General features: G+C 72.3%; 21 protein-coding genes. 14 read left to right on the top strand and 7 right to left on the bottom strand.

All coding sequences use genetic code 11. The features are described from left to right. The first annotated feature begins 152 nt into the window (after positions 1–152). The 5 genes from ABZ876_RS01560 to ABZ876_RS01540 all read left to right on the top strand — a co-directional run bounded on the left by ABZ876_RS01560 (position 153) and on the right by ABZ876_RS01540 (position 6116). The gene (locus ABZ876_RS01560; RefSeq protein WP_361772608.1) at positions 153–2390 is read left to right on the top strand and encodes a hypothetical protein; all 2238 of its coding nucleotides are present in this window, start codon (positions 153–155) and stop codon (positions 2388–2390) included. A gap of 225 nt (positions 2391–2615) precedes the next feature. Further along, a complete protein-coding gene (locus tag ABZ876_RS01555; RefSeq protein WP_361772606.1) occupies positions 2616–3563 on the top strand; it encodes an ABC transporter ATP-binding protein in 948 nt (315 codons plus the stop codon). Continuing rightward, positions 3560–4303, top strand: coding sequence for an ABC transporter permease (locus tag ABZ876_RS01550; RefSeq protein ID WP_361772604.1), 744 nt, complete (start codon positions 3560–3562; stop codon positions 4301–4303). Before ABZ876_RS01555 ends, ABZ876_RS01550 begins: the two co-directional genes overlap by 4 nt. Before the next feature lie 5 nt (positions 4304–4308). Then, on the top strand, positions 4309–5505 hold the full coding sequence (locus ABZ876_RS01545) for a histidine kinase (protein WP_361773864.1): 1197 nt from the start codon (positions 4309–4311) through the stop codon (positions 5503–5505). Beyond that, a complete protein-coding gene (locus ABZ876_RS01540; RefSeq protein ID WP_361772602.1) occupies positions 5502–6116 on the top strand; it encodes a response regulator transcription factor in 615 nt (204 codons plus the stop codon). The genes ABZ876_RS01545 and ABZ876_RS01540 overlap by 4 nt, the downstream gene beginning before the upstream one ends. Positions 6117–6146: 30 nt before the next feature. On the opposite strand, the gene ABZ876_RS01535 is transcribed toward ABZ876_RS01540, so the two are convergent. Next, entirely contained in the window at positions 6147–6998 is an 852-nt protein-coding gene (locus ABZ876_RS01535; RefSeq protein ID WP_361772600.1) for a transglutaminase-like domain-containing protein, read from the bottom strand. Positions 6999–7015: 17 nt separating this feature from the next. Continuing rightward, the gene (locus ABZ876_RS01530; RefSeq protein ID WP_361772598.1) at positions 7016–8068 is read right to left on the bottom strand and encodes a GNAT family N-acetyltransferase; all 1053 of its coding nucleotides are present in this window, start codon (positions 8066–8068) and stop codon (positions 7016–7018) included. A 140-nt stretch (positions 8069–8208) separates the two neighbouring features. Here ABZ876_RS01530 and fdxA point away from each other — a divergent pair, with 140 nt between their 5' ends. After that, the gene (gene fdxA, locus ABZ876_RS01525; protein WP_043443616.1) at positions 8209–8529 is read left to right on the top strand and encodes a ferredoxin; all 321 of its coding nucleotides are present in this window, start codon (positions 8209–8211) and stop codon (positions 8527–8529) included. A 127-nt stretch (positions 8530–8656) separates the two neighbouring features. Next, positions 8657–9751: a bifunctional succinyldiaminopimelate transaminase/glutamate-prephenate aminotransferase gene (locus ABZ876_RS01520; RefSeq protein ID WP_361772595.1), complete on the top strand. Its 1095-nt coding sequence runs from the start codon at positions 8657–8659 to the stop codon at positions 9749–9751. A 96-nt stretch (positions 9752–9847) separates the two neighbouring features. Here the strand turns inward: ABZ876_RS01520 and ABZ876_RS01515 are convergent, their stop codons facing one another. Together ABZ876_RS01515 and ABZ876_RS01510 are read right to left on the bottom strand one after the other, a co-directional pair. After that, positions 9848–10300, bottom strand: coding sequence for an ATP-binding protein (locus tag ABZ876_RS01515; protein WP_361772593.1), 453 nt, complete (start codon positions 10298–10300; stop codon positions 9848–9850). A 325-nt stretch (positions 10301–10625) separates the two neighbouring features. Further along, complete coding sequence (locus ABZ876_RS01510; RefSeq protein WP_361772591.1) at positions 10626–11594, bottom strand: heavy metal transporter; 969 nt, start codon at positions 11592–11594, stop codon at positions 10626–10628. A 96-nt stretch (positions 11595–11690) separates the two neighbouring features. Between ABZ876_RS01510 and dapE the strand changes: the two genes are divergently transcribed. Together dapE and ABZ876_RS01500 are read left to right on the top strand one after the other, a co-directional pair. Continuing rightward, complete coding sequence (gene dapE, locus ABZ876_RS01505; RefSeq protein ID WP_361772589.1) at positions 11691–12770, top strand: succinyl-diaminopimelate desuccinylase; 1080 nt, start codon at positions 11691–11693, stop codon at positions 12768–12770. 187 nt (positions 12771–12957) lie between these two features. Further along, the gene (locus ABZ876_RS01500) at positions 12958–13716 is read left to right on the top strand and encodes a TIGR00730 family Rossman fold protein (protein WP_361772587.1); all 759 of its coding nucleotides are present in this window, start codon (positions 12958–12960) and stop codon (positions 13714–13716) included. 57 nt (positions 13717–13773) lie between these two features. Here the strand turns inward: ABZ876_RS01500 and folP are convergent, their stop codons facing one another. Beyond that, a complete protein-coding gene (folP, locus tag ABZ876_RS01495; RefSeq protein ID WP_361772585.1) occupies positions 13774–14634 on the bottom strand; it encodes a dihydropteroate synthase in 861 nt (286 codons plus the stop codon). A gap of 153 nt (positions 14635–14787) precedes the next feature. Between folP and ABZ876_RS01490 the strand changes: the two genes are divergently transcribed. Both ABZ876_RS01490 and ABZ876_RS01485 read left to right on the top strand, forming a co-directional pair. Then, on the top strand, positions 14788–15135 hold the full coding sequence (locus tag ABZ876_RS01490) for a DivIVA domain-containing protein (protein ID WP_361772583.1): 348 nt from the start codon (positions 14788–14790) through the stop codon (positions 15133–15135). Further along, positions 15132–15722, top strand: coding sequence for a DNA-3-methyladenine glycosylase I (locus ABZ876_RS01485; protein ID WP_361772581.1), 591 nt, complete (start codon positions 15132–15134; stop codon positions 15720–15722). The genes ABZ876_RS01490 and ABZ876_RS01485 overlap by 4 nt, the downstream gene beginning before the upstream one ends. Positions 15723–15763: 41 nt before the next feature. Here the strand turns inward: ABZ876_RS01485 and ABZ876_RS01480 are convergent, their stop codons facing one another. Next, positions 15764–16567 carry an enoyl-CoA hydratase-related protein gene (locus tag ABZ876_RS01480; protein ID WP_361772579.1) on the bottom strand — a complete coding sequence of 268 codons (804 nt, stop codon included), beginning with the start codon at positions 16565–16567 and terminating at the stop codon, positions 15764–15766. 376 nt (positions 16568–16943) lie between these two features. Between ABZ876_RS01480 and ABZ876_RS01475 the strand changes: the two genes are divergently transcribed. Then, positions 16944–17111, top strand: a complete 168-nt coding sequence (locus ABZ876_RS01475; protein ID WP_003966491.1) for a DUF3117 domain-containing protein — start codon at positions 16944–16946, stop codon at positions 17109–17111. A gap of 108 nt (positions 17112–17219) precedes the next feature. Here ABZ876_RS01475 and ABZ876_RS01470 read toward each other — a convergent pair whose 3' ends face one another. Beyond that, complete coding sequence (locus tag ABZ876_RS01470; protein WP_361772577.1) at positions 17220–18014, bottom strand: O-methyltransferase; 795 nt, start codon at positions 18012–18014, stop codon at positions 17220–17222. Between the two features lie 57 nt (positions 18015–18071). Between ABZ876_RS01470 and sigE the strand changes: the two genes are divergently transcribed. Next, entirely contained in the window at positions 18072–18842 is a 771-nt protein-coding gene (gene sigE, locus ABZ876_RS01465) for an RNA polymerase sigma factor SigE (RefSeq protein WP_361772575.1), read from the top strand. After that, positions 18839–19831, top strand: coding sequence for a zf-HC2 domain-containing protein (locus ABZ876_RS01460; RefSeq protein ID WP_361772573.1), 993 nt, complete (start codon positions 18839–18841; stop codon positions 19829–19831). Before sigE ends, ABZ876_RS01460 begins: the two co-directional genes overlap by 4 nt. Positions 19832–19920 lie beyond the last annotated feature (89 nt).

Genomic DNA, 19920 nt, shown 5'->3' with positions numbered 1-19920 from the left:
GGTTTCCCTCACGGCCGCGGTCCCCGGGCCACGAGCGGCCAGTATGGTGGTGCGCGCCGCCGAGCCTCCCGCATGCTCTCGGTTTCGCTCGAGCAGGGAGGCCCACCTGTTGAGGTCGAAACAGGCGGTGGAGCCAACCGGGAGAACCTGCCTTGAGTCGTGAAACTGACAGTTCGTCCGCCGGACCCAACGGACGCGGTGGATCCGCGTACCCGTCGGGGACGCCGCCGTACGGGACCCCCATGGCTTCCTCGGACGGTGCGGACGCGAGCCGCCCGGCCACACGGCCGGAGGAACGCAAGACCGAGACCACTCTGACGACCCGGATCCGGATCAACATCCCCGGGTCGCGCCCCATTCCGCCGGTCGTCGTGCGCACACCCGTCGCGGACGCCGACACCTCCGACGCCGCCGACGACGCGGGCACCGACTCCGAGACCACCGGCACCATGAGTGCGCTCGGTACCCAGGAGGCCCCTCCGGAGCCCTCCGCTCCGGCGGAGGAGAAGGCGAGCGACTGGTTCGCACCCCGCAAGCCCGCGGCGCCCACGGGCCCGCAGGGCGGTGGTTCGACCAACGGCGCGGGTCTGCCCGGCGCTTCGGGCATACAGGGCCCGCACAGCGCGGGCGGTGCGCGGCCCGGCACTTCCGGCGCGAACGGCATCGGTGCTGCGCGCTCAGGTGCTTCCAGTGCGCCGGGCGGCCCCGGCGCACGGCTCGGAGGGGGTACGGCAGGCGCGGGTACGCCTGGCGCGCGCCCCGGCGGAACCAACGGCAAGGGGCTCCCGGGTGCCACCGGTGCGGGCCCTGTCGCGCCGGGACACGGCGGCGGCACCGGCTCCTTCGACGTGTCCGACGCGGTGGCGGCCAGCACCGCCTCGTTCCCGGTCATCGGCTCCGACATCGGCTCCGGCGGCGGCGAGCCCCGTCGCGACGACCTGCCGTACTTCACCGAGCCGGGCCGCTCCGGCCCCTCCGGACCCACCGGCGGCCCGGTCACCGGAGACGGGCCGGTCATCCCTCCCGCCCTCTCCGGCCCGACGCCCGGCGGTCCCGGTCTCAACGCCCCCGGCCCCGGCGGCCCGGGCCTGCCGGCACCCGGTATGCCGGGCACCCCCGGCGCCGCCCCAGGACCGCTCGGTCCCGGCGCGCCCGGCGTCGCCGCGGGCCAGGGTCTTCCCGGCGGCGGGCTCAGCGACGACACCGCGATCCTCACCCCGCAGAGGCCCGCCCCCGAACCGGGCTTCCAGGGCTTCGGCGGCCCCGGCGACAACATCTCCGGACACACCGTCACCAGCGGTATCCCGGTGGTTCCGCCGGGCGCCCAGAGCGGCCCGTTCGACGCGGGCTCGGCCTCCGGCGGACCGGTGCCGCACACGCCCCCGAAGCTGCCCGACCCGCCCAGGGCGAAGAACACCGCCGCGGCGAAGCCGGCCAAGAAGAAGGGCCGCAACAAGCTGGTGCTGCTGGTCGGCGGCCTGGTCGTCATCGCCGGTGTCGCCTACGGCGCCGGACTGCTGATGAACCACTCCGACGTGCCCAAGGGCACCACCGTGCTCGGCGTCGACATCGGCGGCGGCACCCGTGACGAGGCGACCCGGAAGCTGGACTCCGCGCTGGGCAGCCGTACGGACAAGCCGCTTCAGCTGTCGGTCGACGGCAAGACGGTGGCCCTCAAGCCCGACCAGTCCGGTCTCCAGCTCGACAGCAAGGCCACCGTGGCCGCCGCGGCCCAGAGCGACTACAACCCGGTGTCGGTGATCGGCTCGCTCTTCGGGCAGCAGCGCGTCGTCGAACCCGTGATGCCGGTCGACGAGGAGAAGCTCCAGGCCGCCCTGGAGCGCGCCGCGGGCGGCGCCGGCTCGATGACCGAGGGCACGATCCAGTTCCGGTCCGGCAAGGCCGTCGCCGTCTACGGCAAGGCGGGCAAGGGCATCGACGTCGCCGGCTCGATCCAGGCCGTCGTGCAGGCATACCGCACCGAGGTGGAGACCGACACCAGCACGCCCGTGCGGGTGCCCACGACCACCCGTCAGCCGACGGTCCCGAACGCCGAGGTCGACCGGATGATGAAGGCGTTCGCCGAGCCCGCGATGTCCGCCAACGTGATCGTGCGGGTGGACGCGGCCCATGGCGTCGCCTTCAGCCCGCAGAACTCCCTGTGGAAATTCCTCCAGGTGAAGGCCGTCGACGGCAAGCTCGTCGAGTCGTACGACAAGGCGGCCCTGCAGAAGCTGTACGGCCACGCGTTCGACGGCGTCCTCATCAGCCGGGGCACCGGCAAGAAGACGCCGGTCACCGTGGAGGACGTGATCAGCGCACTGCGGCCGGCCCTTCTCGGCAAGACCACGGCGACGCGCGTCGGGACGATCGACACCAACCCGAGCTGACCGGCAGGCACAGGGGAGGGGGCGTCCGGTCCTGACCGGGCGGCCCCCTGCCCTGTCACCGGGCTTCCCGCCTCCCCTGTCACCGGGCGCCCCTTCCCCTGTCAGAGCGCTCTCCCCGCGCTCCGACGCCCCCTCGTGTCACCGTCCCGGCCATGACATCCGTCATGCCGGAGTGACGACACCCGGCACTGCCCGGCGGCACCCCCGCACCGCCACGATGTGTCCATGACGACGACAGAGGCGGCCACCGAACCGGTGGTCGGGTTCGATCAGGTGACCAAGGCGTACGGCGACGTACGGGCCGTGGACGGGCTGACGCTCCGACTGCACCCGGGGGAGACGGTGGCCCTGCTCGGGCCGAACGGGGCGGGCAAGTCCACCACCTTGGACCTGCTCCTCGGGCTCAAGCAGCCGGACAGCGGCTCCGTGCAGGTCTTCGGAACCAGTCCGCGCGACGCCATCGTCGCCGGACGGGTCGGTGCCATGCTCCAGAGCGGCGGGCTGATGGACGAGGTCACGGTCGCAGAGCTGGTCAAGCTGGCCGGTGCGCTGCACCCGAAGCCGTACAAGGTCTCCGACGTGCTCGCCCGCGCGGGCATCACGCAGATCGCCGACCGCAAGGTCAACAAGCTCTCCGGCGGTCAGGCCCAGCGCGTCCGCTTCGCCCTCGCCACCGCCGGGGCCAACGATCTGATCGTGCTCGACGAGCCGACCACCGGCATGGACGTCTCCGCCCGTCAGGCCTTCTGGGCCACCATGCGCGAGCAGGCCGACCAGGGCCGCGCGGTTCTGTTCGCCACGCACTACCTCGAAGAGGCCGACGCGATAGCGGACCGGGTGCTGGTGCTGCACCGCGGACGGCTCCTCGCCGACGGCACCGCCGCCGAGATCAAGGCGAAGGCGGGTGCCCGCCGGGTCTCCTTCGACCTCGAGGGGCCGATCGACGAGACATCGCTGCGCGCGCTGCCGTTCCTGACCTCGATCACCGTGTCCGCGAACGGCTCCGCCGCGGGCTCGGGACAGACCGTCCGTATCCAGTCCACCGACGCCGACGCGACCGTCCACGCTCTGTACGGCCTCGGCGTCTACCCCCGCAACCTCGAAGTCGCCGGACTCGGACTCGAGCAGGCATTCGTGGCCATCACCGAGGCCGAGGAGGCCAGGCAGTCGTGAACGCGCTGATCAAGCTGGAACTCTCCCGCGCGCTGCGCAACCGCAAGTTCCTGTTCTTCTCGGTGATCTACCCGGCGGCCCTGTTCCTGCTCATCTCGAGCACCTCCGGCAGCGCCGACAGCGAGATCCCCGGCAGCGGTCTGACCGTGCCGACGTACATGATGGTCTCGATGGCCTCCTTCGGCGCCCTGACCGCCGTGCTCATGGGCAACAGCGAGCGCATCGCCAAGGAGCGCGAGAGCGGCTGGGTGCGGCAGCTCAGGCTGACCACCCTGCCGGGGCGCGGATATGTGCTGGCCAAGACCGCCAGTGCCGCCGTCGTCAGCCTGCCGTCCATCGTCGTCGTCTTCGCGGTCGCCGCCGCACTGAAGCACGTCCGCCTCGACGCCTGGCAGTGGCTCGCCCTCACGGGGGCGATCTGGGCCGGCAGCCTCGTCTTCGCCGCGCTCGGCGTGGCCATCGGCTACCTCGCCACCGGGGACGCGGTCCGCCCGATCACCATGATCACCTACTTCGGTCTGTCGATCCTGGGCGGACTGTGGTGGCCGTCGGCGGTCTTCCCGGGCTGGTTGCAGGACATCGCCAAGTGGCTGCCCACGCACGCGTACGCTGCTCTGGGGCAGGCCATCGAACAGAGCCAGGCCCCACACACCAAGGACATCGCCATCCTCGTCGTCTTCTTCGCCCTGTTCGCGGGCGGCGCGGCCTGGCTGTACCGGAAGGACACGCTGAAGGCGTGAGCACGATGACACAGGTCCCGGGGGCCGAGACCGTCTGTGCGGAGCGGGTGATCCCGTTGGGAGAGCCGCCCCGCACCGGCCGCGACCTGCTCCTGCGCAAGTTGCTGTGGATCGGCGTCTGGCTGGTCTTCCTCAGCTCGCCGGTCCACGACCTGCTCTCCGGTCACCACACGACCGCGGGCACCGTGGGCGGCTGGCTGGGCCTGGCGGTCTTCGTCGGGGCCTATCTGACGCTGGTCTTCCGGAACATGGGTACGCCGTTGCCCCCGCGGTTCGTGGTCATCCTGGTCGCATTCCTAGGTGTGCTCGCGACCCTGCTGTGCTTCACCCTCGGCCCGTTCTGGCTCGGCCTCTACTGCTATGTCTCCGTGGCCTGCGGGGCGACCCTCCCGCTGAGGGCGGCCTACTGGGCGATCCCGGCGACGGCCGGTGTGATGCTGCTCGTCGGGCTGCACGGCGGCGAGCGCGAGGCCCAGAACCTGGTCATCCTGGTGCTGCTCATCGGCTTCGCCATGACCGGTGTGGTCCAGCTGATCCGGACGACCATCGAACTGCGCAGGGCCCGGGCTACGGTCGCGCAGCTGGCGGCCAACGAGGAGCGGCTCCGGCTGGCCCGCGATCTGCACGACCTGCTCGGCCACTCGCTCTCCCTGATCACCCTGAAGAGCGAGCTGGCCGGCCGCATGCTCCCCGGCCATCCCGACAAGGCGGCCCAGCAGGTCGCCGACATCGAGCAGGTCAGCCGCCAGGCCCTCGTCGACGTGCGCGAGGCGGTCACCGGCTACCGCCGCCCCCGCCTGGCCGCCGAACTCGCGGGCGCCCAGGTCGCCCTGGCGGCGGCCGCGGTCACCGCGGACGTCCCCGCGGAAGCCGGCCTCGAAGGCATCTCCGAGGACAGCGAGTCCGCCCTGGCCTGGGCGCTGCGCGAGGCGGTCACCAATGTCGTCCGGCACAGCGGCGCCTCGCGCTGCACGGTGGAGGTGCTCCGCCGGCAGACCCTGGACGGGCCGGTGCTGGAACTCTCCGTGGAGGACAACGGCTCGGGCGGCTCGGGCAAGGGCCCCGGCAACGGTCTGACGGGCCTGACCGAGCGGCTGGAGAAGGCCGGCGGGACGCTGGAGGCGGGCCGCGTCAGGCACGGGTTCCGGCTGGTGGCACGCGTGCCCGCCGGCACCGCGGCGGACGTAGGATCCGGGTCATGAGCCGCACGATCAAGGTCCTGCTCGCCGAGGACCAGTCGATGGTCCGCGAGGCACTGGCCGCCCTGCTCGGCCTGGAGGAGGACATGGAGGTCGTCGTCCAGGTCGCCCGCGGGGACGAGGTTCAGACGGCGGCACGCGCCCACGCGGTGGACGTGGCGCTGCTGGACATCGAGATGCCCGGCGCCACCGGGATCGAGGCGGCGGCGGTACTGCGACGGGAGTTCCCGGATCTCAAGGTGGTCGTCCTCACCACCTTCGGGCGCCCCGGCTATCTGCGTTCCGCGATGGAGGCGGGCGCCGACGCCTTCCTGGTGAAGGACGCCCCCGCGGCCCAACTCGCCGAGGCGGTGCGCAAGGTGCTGGCCGGGGAGCGCGTCATCGACCCCACGCTGGCGGCGGCCGCCCTGGCCGACGGCGCCAACCCGCTGACCGACCGCGAGCGCGAGGTCCTGCGCGCGGCGGCGGACGGCTCGACCAACGCGGAACTGGCCGCGGCCCTGCATCTGTCCCAGGGCACGGTCCGCAACTACCTCTCCACGGCGATACAGAAGCTGGCGGTCCGCAACAGGGCGGAGGCGGTCCGCATCGCGAGGGAGAAGGGGTGGCTGTAGCCGCGGGCATCCGGCGCCCCGGCGGCACCTTCAGTTGAGCAGGGCCCGAGCCGCCCGTGCCTGCCCCCGCACCCGCTCGGCGGCCGTCTCGTCCACGTCGGCCACGACATCGGCGTACGCGTCCAGCTCCTCGGCCCCTCGCAGAAACTCCCCGCGCTGCACGAGCAGCGATGCGCGCTCGTACCGCAGCCGCGCCGGATGCGACGGCAGCAGCAGGGACAGCTCGACCGCCCACAGGGCGACATCCGACCGCTCCGGCCGGGCGGCGGCCCAGGCACGGATGTTGTTCAGCACCCGCAGCACGACCTCGAGCGGATCCGCGGGCGTCAGCATCGAGGGATGCATCGCCGCCCCCGTGGCACCGGCCACCAGCAGCTCGGCGTCGGCCGCGCTCAGCAGCCGGCCCCCGTCGAACGGATCGGCCAGTACCTGCTGCTCCAAAGGCCCGAACCCCACGACGAAGTGCCCCGGCAGCGCCACGCCGTGCACCGGCGCCCCCGCTCTGCGGGCCACCTCGATCCACACCACCGACAGCAGGATCGGCAGCCCGCGCCGCCGTCGCAGCACCTCGTGCAGCAGCGAGGAATCCAGGCGCTCGTAGTCCGCGGCCGAGCCGTGGAACCCGCACCGCCCGCCGAGGACATCGGCCAGTGCCTGGGCCCAGGCACTGGGATCGCCCGGCGCGTACGGCAGCTCCCCGGCGAGCCGGTCCAGCTCGATCTGCGCCGCGTCCATCCCGGCCTCGTCCAGCCCACCGTCGGCGGCCGCGCCCACGAGCAGACACAGGGTCGCCAGGTCCGGCCGCGCGGAGCGCGCCTCGTCGCCGAACCGCCGTCGCACCTCGGCGGCCCGCTCCGGCTCCGGGGGATAGGGGGCACGCATGGCAGCCTCGAAACCTCTCATACCACCGGACCGGTCCCGGCAACCCGCGGGCCGTCGGCGCCCGGTCCACGGGAGCCCTCCGGCTCCCGGTAGTGGTGATATGCATGATGTGCCGCGAAGCCGAGCCGTGTATACAGCGCCCGCGCCGCCGCGTTGTCGGTCTCCACCTGGAGCCAGGCCGCCGAGGCGCCCTCGTCGAGGGCCCGCCGGGCCAGCGCGGCCATCACGGCCGATGCCAGCCCCCGGCGGCGCTGCTCCGGGTCGACCTCGACCGCCGCGAAGCCGGCCCATCGCCCGTCCACCACGCACCGCCCGATGGCCGCCGGCGGACCGCCCTGCGCGCCCGGCACCGTCGCGAACCACACCGAGGGCCCGCTGCCGAGCACCCTCAGCGCCACGTCGCTCAGCCCCGGGCGCCGGTGGTAGCGGGCGAGCCACGCCTCGTCGGCCGTGCGGGACAGCTCCACCCCGGACGTCTCGCGGTCCGCGACCGGCGCAAGACCTCCCGTCCACAGCCCGGCGGTCACCTCCCGTGTCCAGCCGCGCGCCTCCAGCTCCGCGCAGAGCAGCTCCTGGGCGCCCTCGGCGCCGGTCGCCGCTTGCACATAGGCGGGCAGGCCACGGGCCGCGTACCAGCGCCGTACGGCGGTCAGTGCCTGGTCCAGCGGCAGCCCGGGGTCGCCGAGCGGCAGCACCGAGTTGGCGCGGCGGGTGAACCCGGCCGCGGCGCGCAGCTCCCACGCGCCGAGCCGCTCCCGCTCCAACGGCTGCCAGGAGCGGGCGGAGATCCGCGCCAGCTCCTCCCAGGACGCCGCGGGGCCCCGCCGTCGGGCCGGTGCCGCGGGCACGATCTTGCCCGCGACCAGCGAGGATTCCGCGATCCGGACGCCCTCGCCGTCCCGTCGTGTGATCAGTAGCACACCGTTGTCCCATGATGTGAGAACTCCGACCGTGTCGGTGAACCTCTCACCCTCGGCGGCATGTTCGCTCCACCGCCGTACGGAGACGCGTTTTCCCACGTCAGCAGCGGTGATTCGGACCTCGAGCCGTCCGCCCGCAGAGATTTCCACAGGTCAGTTCACCCCTCCTGTTCGGATCATGCCCAGGAACGGAGATACTAGGTGCGGGCATCGACGACGCCGCGCTCCCGCGCGCCAGGCGGCGGAGCCTGCGGAGGCCCGCCAGCGCCCTACCGAGGAGGAACGACAGCGTGACCTACGTCATCGCAGAGCCTTGTGTCGACGTCAAGGACAAGGCGTGCATCGAGGAGTGCCCGGTCGACTGCATCTATGAGGGCCAGCGGTCCTTGTACATCCACCCGGACGAATGCGTCGACTGTGGAGCCTGCGAGCCGGTCTGCCCGGTCGAGGCGATCTTCTACGAGGATGACACTCCCGAGGAGTGGAAGGACTACTACAAGGCGAACGTCGAGTTCTTCGACGAGCTCGGCTCGCCCGGCGGGGCCAGCAAGCTGGGGCTGATCGAGCGCGACCACCCCTTCATCGCGGCGCTGCCCCCGATGAACCAGTAGGCGAGGGCACAACCGTGCCGTCTCGGTCCCGTACGGCGCTCACCGGCGCCGTACGGGACCGAGGCGTTTGGCGTCCGCCTACGCTCGTAGGGGGGTGCCTTTGAGAGCAGAAAGTGAGCCGATCCCGTTGTCCGCAGTCATCCACCGCCTTCCGACCTTCCCCTGGGACAAGCTCGAGCCGTACAAGAAGACGGCTGCCGCGCATCCGGGCGGGATCGTCGACCTGTCCGTCGGCACCCCCGTCGACCCGGTTCCCGAGCTGATCCAGAAGGCACTGGTCGCGGCGGCGGACTCCCCGGGCTATCCGACCGTCTGGGGCACGCCCGAGCTGCGGGACGCGATCACGGGATGGGTGGAGCGCCGTCTCGGTGCCCGCGGCGTGACCCACCGGCACGTCCTGCCCGTCGTCGGCTCCAAGGAGCTCGTCGCCTGGCTCCCGACCCAGCTGGGCCTCGGCCCCGGTGACATCGTCGCCTATCCCCGCCTGGCGTACCCGACCTACGAGGTCGGCGCCCGTCTGGCCCGTGCGGAGCACGTGGTCTACGACGACCCGACCGAGCTGGACCCGGCGAGGCTGAAGCTCCTGTGGCTCAACTCCCCGTCGAACCCCACGGGCAGGGTGCTGGGCAAGGAGGAACTGACCCGTATCGTCGCCTGGGCGCGGGAGCACGGCGTCCTGGTCTTCTCCGACGAGTGCTACCTGGAACTGGGCTGGGAGGCCGACCCCGTCTCGGTGCTCCACCCGGACGTCTGCGGCGGCTCCTACGAGGGCATCGTCGCCGTCCACTCGCTGTCGAAGCGGTCGAACCTGGCGGGCTACCGGGCGGCGTTCCTCGCGGGCGACCCGGAGGTCCTGGGCCCGCTTCTGGAGATCCGCAAGCACGGCGGCATGATGACGCCGGCGCCCACGCAGGCGGCTGTGGTGGCGGCGCTGGGCGACGACACGCATGTCCGCGAGCAGCGGGAGCGCTACGCGGCCCGGCGCACGGCCCTGCGCGAGGCCCTTCTCGGGCACGGCTTCCGGATCGAGCACAGCGAGGCGAGCCTCTACCTGTGGGCGACCCGGGACGAGTCCTGCTGGGAGACGGTCTCCCACCTGGCCGGTCTGGGCATCCTGGTCGCACCGGGCGACTTCTACGGCCCCGCGGGCGAGAAGTTCGTGCGGGTCGCCCTGACGGCGACGGACGTACGGATACGGGCGGCGGTGCAGCGGCTGGCGTGAGCGCCGGGCCGGTCCGTGGCCGAGAGACCGGACGGAAACGCGCGGAGGGGTCCAGGGAACGGTTCCCTGGACCCCTCCGCCGTCGGCGGCCGGGACTCAGCCGCGCAGCGGCAGCCCCTGCACCGGAAGCGGCTGCCCCGGCAGCCCGCTCCTGGCGGCCTCGCCGACCAGCCCGCCGGCCTGCCCGGCCGCGTCCCCGGCGGCCTTCTGCGCGATAGGCGTCGCCTTCTTGCCGGCCGTCCCCACGGTCCTGGCCGCCGTCGGCACCGCCTTCTTGACCGCCTGGCCGCCGGTCTTGACCGCGTGGCCGCCCGTGTCACCCGCGAGCCCGGTCACCTTCTGGGCGGCACCGTCGACCTTCTGGGTCGCGCCGTCGACGGTGGGGCCGACCTGCGTGTGGTCCAGGGCGGTGAGCCCACCGAGGTTGGGGGTGGCCGGCAGGTCGGCCGTCGCCGCGCTGGCGGAGCCGGCCGCACCGACCACGGGCGCCGCTCCCGCTGCGACGAGCAGCGCGACACGGGCGATCCGGCGGGTCAGGGGGAGGGACATGATGCTCCTTAGACGGGAGAGAACGGTGAAGTGTCCGACCGTGCCCGGAAGTTGATCGTCCCGGGCTCGGACGCAGTGACTACCGCTCGAAGCCCCCGAAGGTTGCGGTGCACCAATGTAAAGAATTGGTAATGCGTCGCATTATCGGGTGGGGAGGAAATCGGGCAAACGGCAACCGGGTCCGACAGTCTGCCGAATCCTTACAGCCCTGTGGCGCCAAGGGGTTCGGCCCTCCTTGCGAAGGCGGTGCGCACAGCGGGGCGCCCCGTCGACGAGGCGCGCCGCGCATTACCCGGAGGGGTGAGGACCCGTACGAGCGGCCGGACTATTCCCCGGTGACGATCCGGACCCGGTCGGCCGAGTCCTGCGCGCCGGAGTCCCCGGTCGTACGCCACTGGTCGGCGAACCCGCCGCGCGACCACTCCCGGCCCGCGAAGGAGACCCGCGCGATGTGCAGCGCCGAGGAGTTGGCCACGGCCCAGTGCGCCAGCTCCCAGCCACGCTCGCGGGCCGTGCCCGAGGCGGTGGACTTCCGGGGCACCGGGATGGTCAGCGCGCCTGCGCCCGGCTTCGCCGCGGCCGTGTCCGTGTCCGTGGGGGACGGGGACGAGGTGTGGGTGCCCACCTCCGCGCCGGCCGTCTGCAGCACATCACGCCCAAAGTCCCGTACGAGCGCGGCCCGTACCGCGTCCGGGCCGCCGGAGCGGGCCGGGGCCGGACGCCCCTGGCAGGTCAGCGCGGCCGCCGACCGCCCGGTCAGTGCGGCGGCGAGCAGCGTGGCGTCCGGCTCGTGCTTCGCGTAGGCCTCCGGAAAGCCGCTGCGCTGCACGCGCTGCGCGGCGACGGTCAGCGGCAGCCGGGTGTAGTCCGGCACCTTGGCCAGGTGGTCGTAGAACACGGTCGCGGCATACGTCGGGTCCATGATCTGCTTCTCGGTGCCCCACCCCTGCGAGGGGCGCTGCTGGAACAGTCCGAGCGAATCCCGGTCGCCGTGCTCGATGTTGCGCAGGCCCGACTCCTGGAGCGCGGTCGCGAGCGCGATGGTCACCGCCCTCTCGGGCAGGCCGCGCGTGGTGCCGACGGCGGAGATCGTCGCCGCGTTGACCGCCTGTTCGGGCGTGAACTGGTACGACGCCCCGTCGCCCTTGCCGGAGACCACCTGGCATCTCGGCGTTGCCGAGCCCGTGAGGTACTGGACGGCGAGATAGCCCGCGACGGACAGCAGGACCACGAGGGCCGCCCCGAAACGGAGAAGGCGGCCACGGCGCTTGGGTTGAGGGGACGGCTCTGGCACGCGTACAAGGTACTGGAGGCGTTCAAGGGCCTTGCCCGAGGCTGTGGACAACTCGGGCGGAGGGTGCGCACGGGCCGGCGCGCTAGGGTCGGTGCCATGGCCGATACCCCTCTTGACCTCGCACTCGACGCCGCGCAGCTCACCGCGCGGCTCGTCGACTTCCCCTCCGTGAGCGGAACCGAGAAGCCGCTCGCGGACGCCATCGAGACGGCACTGCGCTCCCTGCCGCATCTGACGGTCGACCGGTACGGCAACAACGTGGTGGCCCGGACCGACCTGGGACGTCCCGAACGCGTCGTCCTGGCAGGCCACATCGACACGGTCCCCATCGCCGACAACGTGCCCTCCCGCCTGGACGAGAACGGGGTGCTGTGGGGCTGCGGCACCTGCGACATGAAGGCGGGCGTCGCGGTCCAGCTCCGTATCGCGGCGACCGTCTCCGAGCCCAACCGGGACCTCACGTTCGTCTTCTACGACAACGAAGAGGTCGCGGCACACCTGAACGGTCTGAAGCATGTGGCCGACGCCCACCCCGAGTGGCTGGAAGGGGACTTCGCGGTGCTGCTGGAGCCCTCGGACGGCGAGGTCGAGGGTGGCTGCCAGGGCACGCTGCGGGTCCAGCTGAAGACCAAGGGGGAGCGCGCGCACTCGGCGCGCGGCTGGATGGGCTCCAACGCGATCCACGCGGCGGCCCCGATTCTGGCCCGGCTGGCCGCCTACGAGCCGCGCTACCCGGTGATCGACGGCCTGGAGTACCGGGAGGGCCTGAACGCGGTGGGCATCTCGGGCGGAGTGGCCGGGAACGTGATCCCGGACGAGTGCGTGGTCACGGTCAACTTCCGCTATGCGCCGGACCGGAGCGAGGAGGAGGCGATCGCGCACGTCCGCGAGGTGTTCGCGGACTGCGGGGTGGACGAGTTCGTGGTGACCGACCTCAGCGGCGGCGCGCTCCCCGGCCTCTCCCACCCGGCCGCGGCGGCGTTCATCGAGGCGGTCGGCGGCACCCCCCGGCCCAAGTACGGCTGGACGGACGTCTCCCGTTTCAGCGCGCTCGGCGTCCCGGCCGTCAACTACGGCCCCGGCAACCCGCACTTGGCGCACAAGCGGGACGAGCGCGTGGAGACGGCGAAGATCCTCGCCGGGGAGGAGCGTCTGCGGTCCTGGCTGACGTCCTGACCGGTGGCGGCCCCGTGGCAGGGCGCTGTGGCCCATGGCGGACATGCACACGTCCCCCCTCCGTAACCCGCGTGGATCTACGCTGGGGTGGAACGACCTTCCCGAGTTCCCGGCCTCCCCCCGGCTCCCGGCTTCGCCCGAGCCGGGACCCGACGGGCGGGGGAGGCCCGATGCGGAGGGAGCGCAGATGCCCACTGGCAACCCCCAGGGCAAGAAGGTGCCGCCGGACGAGCAGCGGCTCGGTCCCGTGCTGCGCAGACGGGACCAGGTGACGAAGAGCACCACGGACCAGCGGCTGCTGGACGAGCGCGCCCCCAACGACTGGGTGCACACGGACCCCTGGCGCGTTCTGCGCATCCAGTCGGAGTTCATCGAAGGGTTCGGCACGCTGGCCGAACTCCCTCCCGCCATCAGCGTGTTCGGCTCCGCGCGGACGCCTGTGGGCTCGCCGGAGTACGAGGCGGGCGTGCGGCTCGGACGCGGCCTGGTGGAGGCCGGCTGGGCGGTGATCACGGGCGGCGGCCCCGGCGCGATGGAGGCGGCGAACAAGGGCGCGTGCGAGGCCAAGGGGATCTCGGTCGGCCTCGGCATCGAGCTGCCTTTCGAGCAGGGGCTGAACCCGTACGTCGACATCGGACTGAACTTCCGCTACTTCTTCGTCCGGAAGATGATGTTCGTGAAGTACGCGCAGGGCTTCGTGGTCCTGCCCGGCGGCCTCGGCACGCTGGACGAGTTCTTCGAGGCCCTCACCCTGGTCCAGACCCAGAAGGTGACCCGCTTCCCGATCGTCCTGTACGGCACCTCGTACTGGGGCGGCCTGGTGGACTGGCTGAAGAACACCCTGGTGGCCCAGGGCAAGGCCGCCGAGAAGGACCTGCTGCTGTTCCACCTGACGGACGACGTGGACGAGGCGGTGGCGCTGGTCTCCAAGGAGGCGGGGCGCTAGGCGCCTCCCGGATCGGCTCGGCGTCGCGTGCGGCGCCCGGCGGCCCCTGCCGCCCGGCTAGGCCAGCCCGCGCCGCGCCACCGCCGGCGGGCGGTGGCCGGCGATCGAGGCCACCATGTCCAGCACCTGCCGCGTCTCCGCCACCTCGTGCACCCGGTACACCCGGGCCCCCAGCCATGCCGACACCGCCGTGGTCGCCAGGGTTCCGAGGACCCGTTCCTTCACCGGCTTGTCCAGCGTCTCGCCCACGAAGTCCTTGTTGGACAGCGACACCAGGACCGGCCAGCCCGTGGCGACCATCTCGTCCAGCCGGCGCGTCGCCTCCAGGCTGTGCCGTGTGTTCTTCCCGAAGTCGTGCCCCGGATCGATCAGGACCGACTCCCGGGGCACCCCGAGGGCCACCGCCCGTTCGGCGAGCCCCAGCGTCACCTTCAGGACGTCCGCCATGACGTCGTCGTACGTCACCCGGTGCGGGCGGGTCCGCGGCTGCGCACCTCCCGCGTGCGTGCAGACCAGGCCCACCCCGTACCGCGCCGCGACCTCCGCCAGCCGGGGATCGACCCCGCCCCAGGCGTCGTTCAGCAGGTCCGCCCCCGCCTCGCACACCGCCTCGCCGACCTCGTGGCGCCAGGTGTCCACGCTGATCACCACCTCGGGGAAGCGGCGCCGCACCTCGGCGACGAAACCGACCGTGCGCCGTGCCTCCTCCTCGGCCGTGACCTCTTCCCCCGGCCCGGCCTTGACCCCGCCGATGTCGATGATCGCCGCACCCTCCGCCACCGCCTGTTCCACGCGCGCGAGGGCGGGCTCGTCGCGGAACGTGGCCCCCTGGTCGTAGAAGGAGTCCGGCGTCCGGTTCACGATCGCCATGATCACCGGCTCGTGCGTGCCGAATTCCCGCCTGCCCAGCCTGAGCATCCGCTGTGACCTCTCCCGGTACGTCCCGTTCCTTCGCCGCCTGCGACCTTAATTGTCAGCGTCGCATGGCACGATCGGAGCCGGACACATTCGACAGCTGCACTTCCGCGCCGGCGCGCACCGCGCCGGCACCGAGCGTGGGGACCCTAAGTGATGCTCATGTTCTTCTTCCTGGTCGTCGCGCTCGCCGTCGTGGTCGCCGCGGTGACACTCGCCGTGGTGGGCGGCGGCGAGAGCGCCCCTCTGCCGGAGGCGGCGCCCGAGCGGCTCGACGACCCGCTGCCGCCGGACCGCCCGGTGGGCCGCGCGGACGTGGACGCCCTGCGCTTCCCGCTCGCCCTCCGCGGCTACCGCATGGCCGACGTGGACGACGTCCTGGGCCGGCTCGGCGCCGAGATCGCCGAGCGGGACGCCCGCATCGCCGATCTGGAGACCGCGCTCGCCGGGGCCCGCACGTCCGGTCCCACCCACGGCCGGCCGGTCGAGGGGGACCAGCAGTGAGCCGCGCCGCCGTGGCCGGACCCGACGGGGTGCCGCGCTGCCCATGGGCCCTGTCCGCCGAGGAGTACGTGGCCTACCACGACGAGGAGTGGGGCCGCCCGGTCCACGGCGACGACCCGCTGTACGAGCGGCTGAGCCTCGAGGCCTTCCAGTCGGGCCTGTCGTGGATCACGATCCTGCGCCGCCGCGAGGGATTCCGGGCCGCCTTCGCCGACTTCCGGATCGCCAAGGTGGCCGACTTCACCGAGGCCGACCAGGAGCGGCTGCTCGCCGACCGGGGCATCATCCGCAATCGCGCCAAGATCGAGGCGACGCTCGCCAACGCGCGTGTGCTCGCCGAGTGGGCCCCCGGCGAGCTCGACGGGCTGATCTGGTCGTACGCCCCCGACCGGGCGTCCCGCCCCGCCCCCAGGACCCTGGCCGACGTCCCGGCGGTCACGGCCGAGTCGACGGCCCTGTCCAAGGCCCTGAAGAAGCGTGGCATCCGTTTCGTCGGCCCGACGACGGCGTACGCGCTGATGCAGGCGTGCGGACTGGTCGACGACCATCTGGCCGACTGCGCCGCCCGCCCCGGCCGAAGCGGCTGACCAGGGGCGCACAAAGGCACCGCAGTCGCGCGCAGACGCCCTCAGCGGCCCAGATAGGCGGGCTTCTCCTTGTTCACGAACGCCCGCACCGCGATCCTGTGGTCCTCCGAGGCCCCAGCGCGTGTCTGGAGTTCGTCCTCCTTCTCCAGGGCCTCGTCCAGGGAGTGGGAGAGCCCGTGGGCGAGGGATTCCTTCAGAGCGGCGTACGCCAGCGTCGGCCCCTCGGCCAGGGAGCGGGCGGTCTTCTCGGCCTCGGCGCGCAGGTCGGCCTGCGGGACCAGCCGGTTCGCGATGCCCCACTCGAACGCCTGCTGGGCGCTGATGCTGCGCGGGAAGAGCAGCAGGTCCGCGGCGCGGGAGGGGCCGACGACCCGCGGCAGCGTCCAGGAGACCCCCGAGTCCGCGGTGAGCGCGACGCCCGCGAAGGAGGTGTTGAAGGCCGCCGTGTCCGCGACGATCCGGTAGTCCGCGGCCAGGGCGAAACCGAAGCCGGCGCCGGCCGCGACCCCGTTCACCGCGGCGACCACAGGCTTCGCCGCCCCCGTGAGCGCCCGCACGATGGGGTTGTAGTGCTCATGGACGGTGCTCATCACCCCGGAGTCCGAGCCCGCTTCCTGCGCCTGGAGCAGCCCGATGTGCTCCTTGAGGTCCTGGCCCACGCAGAACGCCCGCTCGCCGGCCGCGGTGAGCAGGATCGCGCGCACGGCTGAGTCGGCCGCCGCCTCCTGCGCCGCGTCCCGGAGGGCGACCTTCGCCTCGACGTTCATAGCGTTCATCGCCTCGGGACGGTTCAGCGTGATCGTCGCGAGTCCGTCGCTCACCTCGTAGAGCACGGTGTCGGCCATGGTGGTCCCCTCCGGTGTCACGGCTCCGGCGTACCGGTCGGTACGCCCTTGCGTCCGCAGGACAGCATGGCGGAGATCATCCGCCATGGCCCGGACATGGCGTGTGACCTGCGTCAAATATTGCCCGTTCGCATGCGGTCGGCGGATCTCCGTGCGAAGGCGCAGTATCACAGCCACATCCCCGAATTGAGTGGTTTTGGTCGGGCGTGTTGCTCAAGCGATGCCGACTCATGTTGGTCATCGGGTCCGGAGATGCGGGATAATGGCTGGGAAGCAATGTGTTCGATGCCGGTGTCGCGTGTCCCGCCAAGGGGGCGCGTGCCCTTTCAAGGGGCCGTCGGCTGACGATGAGCTGGTTTCAGGAAGGGGAACGAGCATGGCGGCCATGAAGCCGCGGACGGGCGACGGCCCGCTCGAGGTGACCAAGGAGGGGCGGGGCATCGTCATGCGCGTTCCGCTCGAAGGCGGCGGTCGGCTCGTCGTCGAGCTGACCCCTGACGAGGCCGACGCGCTTGGCGACGCCCTCAAGAAGGTCGTCGGCTGACGCGGAAAGCGACCCCGATTTTCGGCTGCCCCGGCATCGTACGCGGTGCCGGGGACTGCTTTTTGTCCCGGCTCGCCCTCGGCGCGTCCTTCGCCGGATTCACCCCGGTCAGCGCTTGACCGCGCACAGCAGTCCGTCACCCACCGGGAGCAGTGAGGGCACCAGGTCCGGGCTCTCGCGGACGGTGCGCAGCAGCTCCCGCAGCCGCAGGACCTCGGTGGGCTGCGGCCCCGAGTCCACCGTGCGGCCGTGGGCGAAGGCACCTTCGAAGACGACGAGGCCGCCCGGCCGCAGCAGGCGCAACGATTCAGCGAGATAGTCGAGCACCTCGAGCCGGTCACCGTCGCAGAAGACGAGGTCGTAGCCGGCGTCCGCGAGCCGGGGCAGCACGTCCAGGGCGCGGCCCGGGATGAACCGGGCGCGGTTGCTGGCGAAGCCACAGGCGCGGAACGCCTGGCGGGCGAACTGCTGGTGCTCCGGCTCCGGGTCCACCGTGGTGAGCACGCCGTCCGGCCGCATGCCGTGCAGCAGATGGATCCCGGAGACGCCGCATCCGGTACCGATCTCCGCCACCGCCTTCGCGTCCACGGTGGCGGCGAGCAGGCGCAGCGCGGCGCCCGTGCCGGGCGAGACCGCGCGCAGCCCCGCGTCACGGGCCCGGTCGCGGGCCCAGCGCAGCGCGTCGTCCTCGGCGACATAGGCGTCGGCGAACGCCCAGCTCGTCTGCCGGTTGCCGGTAATGACCCTCTCCTGTCCCCGTGATTGCCTGGGCGTGACTGTATCCGTTGGCCCCGGGAACCCGCAGATGGGACCAGGCGTTTGAAGGGGTGGGAAGAGCAGCGGGGGAAGGACGGGGGAAATCCGGTGGACCTGGGCGTCGGGCAGGTGTTGACGCAGCCGCATCAGCGCGCATCAAATTCTCTTAAAACCGCTTATCCGGAGCTAACGGGCGAGGTGGCTATGGTAGGGGCTCCACTGGACACCACCAGAGCCGACAGGGGAGGTGCGGCTGCGCCTGTGGATCGTGGAGGAGTGCTGCGGCGCTTCCTCAGGTCACCGGGTGAGCCGAAATCCGTGACCGACATCGCTGACACGCACCACGCAGCCGACACCGCGCAGACCGCGACCTTCGCCACCGACGCGGACTCGCAGGCGTGGACTCCGCCCACCTGGGAGGAGATCGTCAGCACCCACAGCGGCCGGGTCTACCGTCTGGCGTACCGCCTGACCGGAAACCAGCACGACGCCGAGGACCTGACCCAGGAGGTCTTCGTCCGGGTCTTCCGCTCCCTGTCGACCTACACACCCGGCACCTTCGAGGGCTGGCTGCACCGCATCACCACGAACCTCTTCCTGGACATGGTCCGCCGCAAGCAGCGCATCCGCTTCGACGCGCTCGGCGAGGACGCGGCCGAGCGGCTCGCCAGCCGGGAGCCCACCCCGCAGCAGGTCTTCAACGACGCCCACTTCGACGCGGACGTCCAGCAGGCCCTGGACACCCTCGCGCCCGAGTTCCGTGCCGCCGTCGTCCTGTGCGACATCGAAGGACTGTCCTACGAGGAGATCGCCGCGACCCTGGGCGTCAAGCTCGGCACGGTCCGGTCCCGTATCCACCGCGGCCGCTCGCAGCTGCGCAAGGCGCTGGCGCATCGCTCCCCCGAGGCCCGGGCCGAGCGCCGCACCTTCGTGGCCCGTGTGCCCGCGCTGGGAGGAGGGGGCGCGACCGCGTGAGTGGATCCCGTCGCCCCACACCGGCAGAGCAGCACCTGGGAGACCGCCTCTCCGCTCTCATCGACGGAGAGCTCGGTCATGAGACACGCGAACGCGTGCTGGCCCATCTGGCCACATGCGCGAAGTGCAAGGCAGAGGCCGACGCCCAGCGCCGGCTGAAGAACGTCTTCGCGGAGGCGGCCCCGCCGCCGCCCTCCGAAAGCTTCCTGGCCCGACTTCAGGGCCTGCCCTCGGGAGGTGACGTCGACGGCGATGGCACGCCGCCCGGCGGGGGTGGTTTCGGCAGAAGGCTGCCGTCGGCCGCCGGGCTTCCCCCGGGGCCGGGCGTCTTCGGAGTGAGGGGTGAGCCCTTCGGATACATTCCTGCGGGGCCGCACGCCACAGCGCTGTCCCCCTCCGAGGACCGGGCACTTTCCGGGGACCGAGGATTCCGCATCCATCACGTCGGCCGTCATGACGCCGACCGCACGGCCTCCCGGGGGCGGCGCTTCGCGTTCGTCGCCGCGGGCGCGGTGTCGCTGGCCGCGATCGCGCTCGGCGGAGTGTCGACGGGTGTCGTGACCGATACGGGCGCGGAGGCGCGCGGCTCGGGCACCGGAAGCAATGTGACCCCGATGCGTTCGCAGGGCACGGGCGGCGGCCCGACGGCGCCCGACACCTCCCGACGGCGGGGCGTCGGACCGCTGCTGGGGCAGCGGGCGCTGCGCCAGGCACCCGTCGCGTCGACGGAGGCGTCGGCCCCGTTGCTGCCCGGCGGACCCGGTCCGCAGGCGCGGGACACCTCGGAGATCCGCGCCCTGACGGCTCCCGTGGTGGCCGGGGCCGCCGCGATGTCCCCTCTGATACGCCCGCTCACCGAGACCGCACCGCTCACACTGAGGCCCTGGTCGCCCGCTTCGGGGATCACGGCTCCCGGACTGCGCATGGCGCCCGAGCCGGCCCCGTCCGGCGGACCGTCCCCCTCCTGCTTTCCGTACATGGCCCACTGAACCGGGCGTCTGCGCGCCGGCCCGCGAACCTGGTTGAATCCGTGCCGGACCGCGCCTGCGGAAGCGTCCCGGGCGCGGAATCGACGATC

Origin of the sequence: Streptomyces sp. NPDC046931 (assembly GCF_040644655.1) — a bacterium.
Classification (GTDB): Bacteria; Actinomycetota; Actinomycetes; order Streptomycetales; family Streptomycetaceae; genus Streptomyces.
This window is presented reverse-complemented; position numbering and strand designations above follow the sequence as displayed.

Excerpts from the sequence above, each read along its gene's own strand:
- ABZ876_RS01555 (WP_361772606.1), top strand. The coding sequence starts at position 2,616 with ATGACGACGACAGAGGCGGCCACCGAACCGGTGGTCGGGTTCGATCAG.
- ABZ876_RS01545 (WP_361773864.1), top strand. The coding sequence starts at position 4,309 with ATGACACAGGTCCCGGGGGCCGAGACCGTCTGTGCGGAGCGGGTGATC.
- ABZ876_RS01540 (WP_361772602.1), top strand. The coding sequence starts at position 5,502 with ATGAGCCGCACGATCAAGGTCCTGCTCGCCGAGGACCAGTCGATGGTC.
- ABZ876_RS01535 (WP_361772600.1), bottom strand. The coding sequence starts at position 6,998 with ATGCGTGCCCCCTATCCCCCGGAGCCGGAGCGGGCCGCCGAGGTGCGA.
- ABZ876_RS01515 (WP_361772593.1), bottom strand. The coding sequence starts at position 10,300 with ATGTCCCTCCCCCTGACCCGCCGGATCGCCCGTGTCGCGCTGCTCGTC.
- dapE (WP_361772589.1), top strand. The coding sequence starts at position 11,691 with ATGGCCGATACCCCTCTTGACCTCGCACTCGACGCCGCGCAGCTCACC.
- ABZ876_RS01500 (WP_361772587.1), top strand. The coding sequence starts at position 12,958 with ATGCCCACTGGCAACCCCCAGGGCAAGAAGGTGCCGCCGGACGAGCAG.
- folP (WP_361772585.1), bottom strand. The coding sequence starts at position 14,634 with ATGCTCAGGCTGGGCAGGCGGGAATTCGGCACGCACGAGCCGGTGATC.
- ABZ876_RS01490 (WP_361772583.1), top strand. The coding sequence starts at position 14,788 with ATGCTCATGTTCTTCTTCCTGGTCGTCGCGCTCGCCGTCGTGGTCGCC.
- ABZ876_RS01480 (WP_361772579.1), bottom strand. The coding sequence starts at position 16,567 with ATGGCCGACACCGTGCTCTACGAGGTGAGCGACGGACTCGCGACGATC.
- ABZ876_RS01475 (WP_003966491.1), top strand. The coding sequence starts at position 16,944 with ATGGCGGCCATGAAGCCGCGGACGGGCGACGGCCCGCTCGAGGTGACC.
- ABZ876_RS01470 (WP_361772577.1), bottom strand. The coding sequence starts at position 18,014 with ATGCGGCTGCGTCAACACCTGCCCGACGCCCAGGTCCACCGGATTTCC.
- sigE (WP_361772575.1), top strand. The coding sequence starts at position 18,072 with ATGGTAGGGGCTCCACTGGACACCACCAGAGCCGACAGGGGAGGTGCG.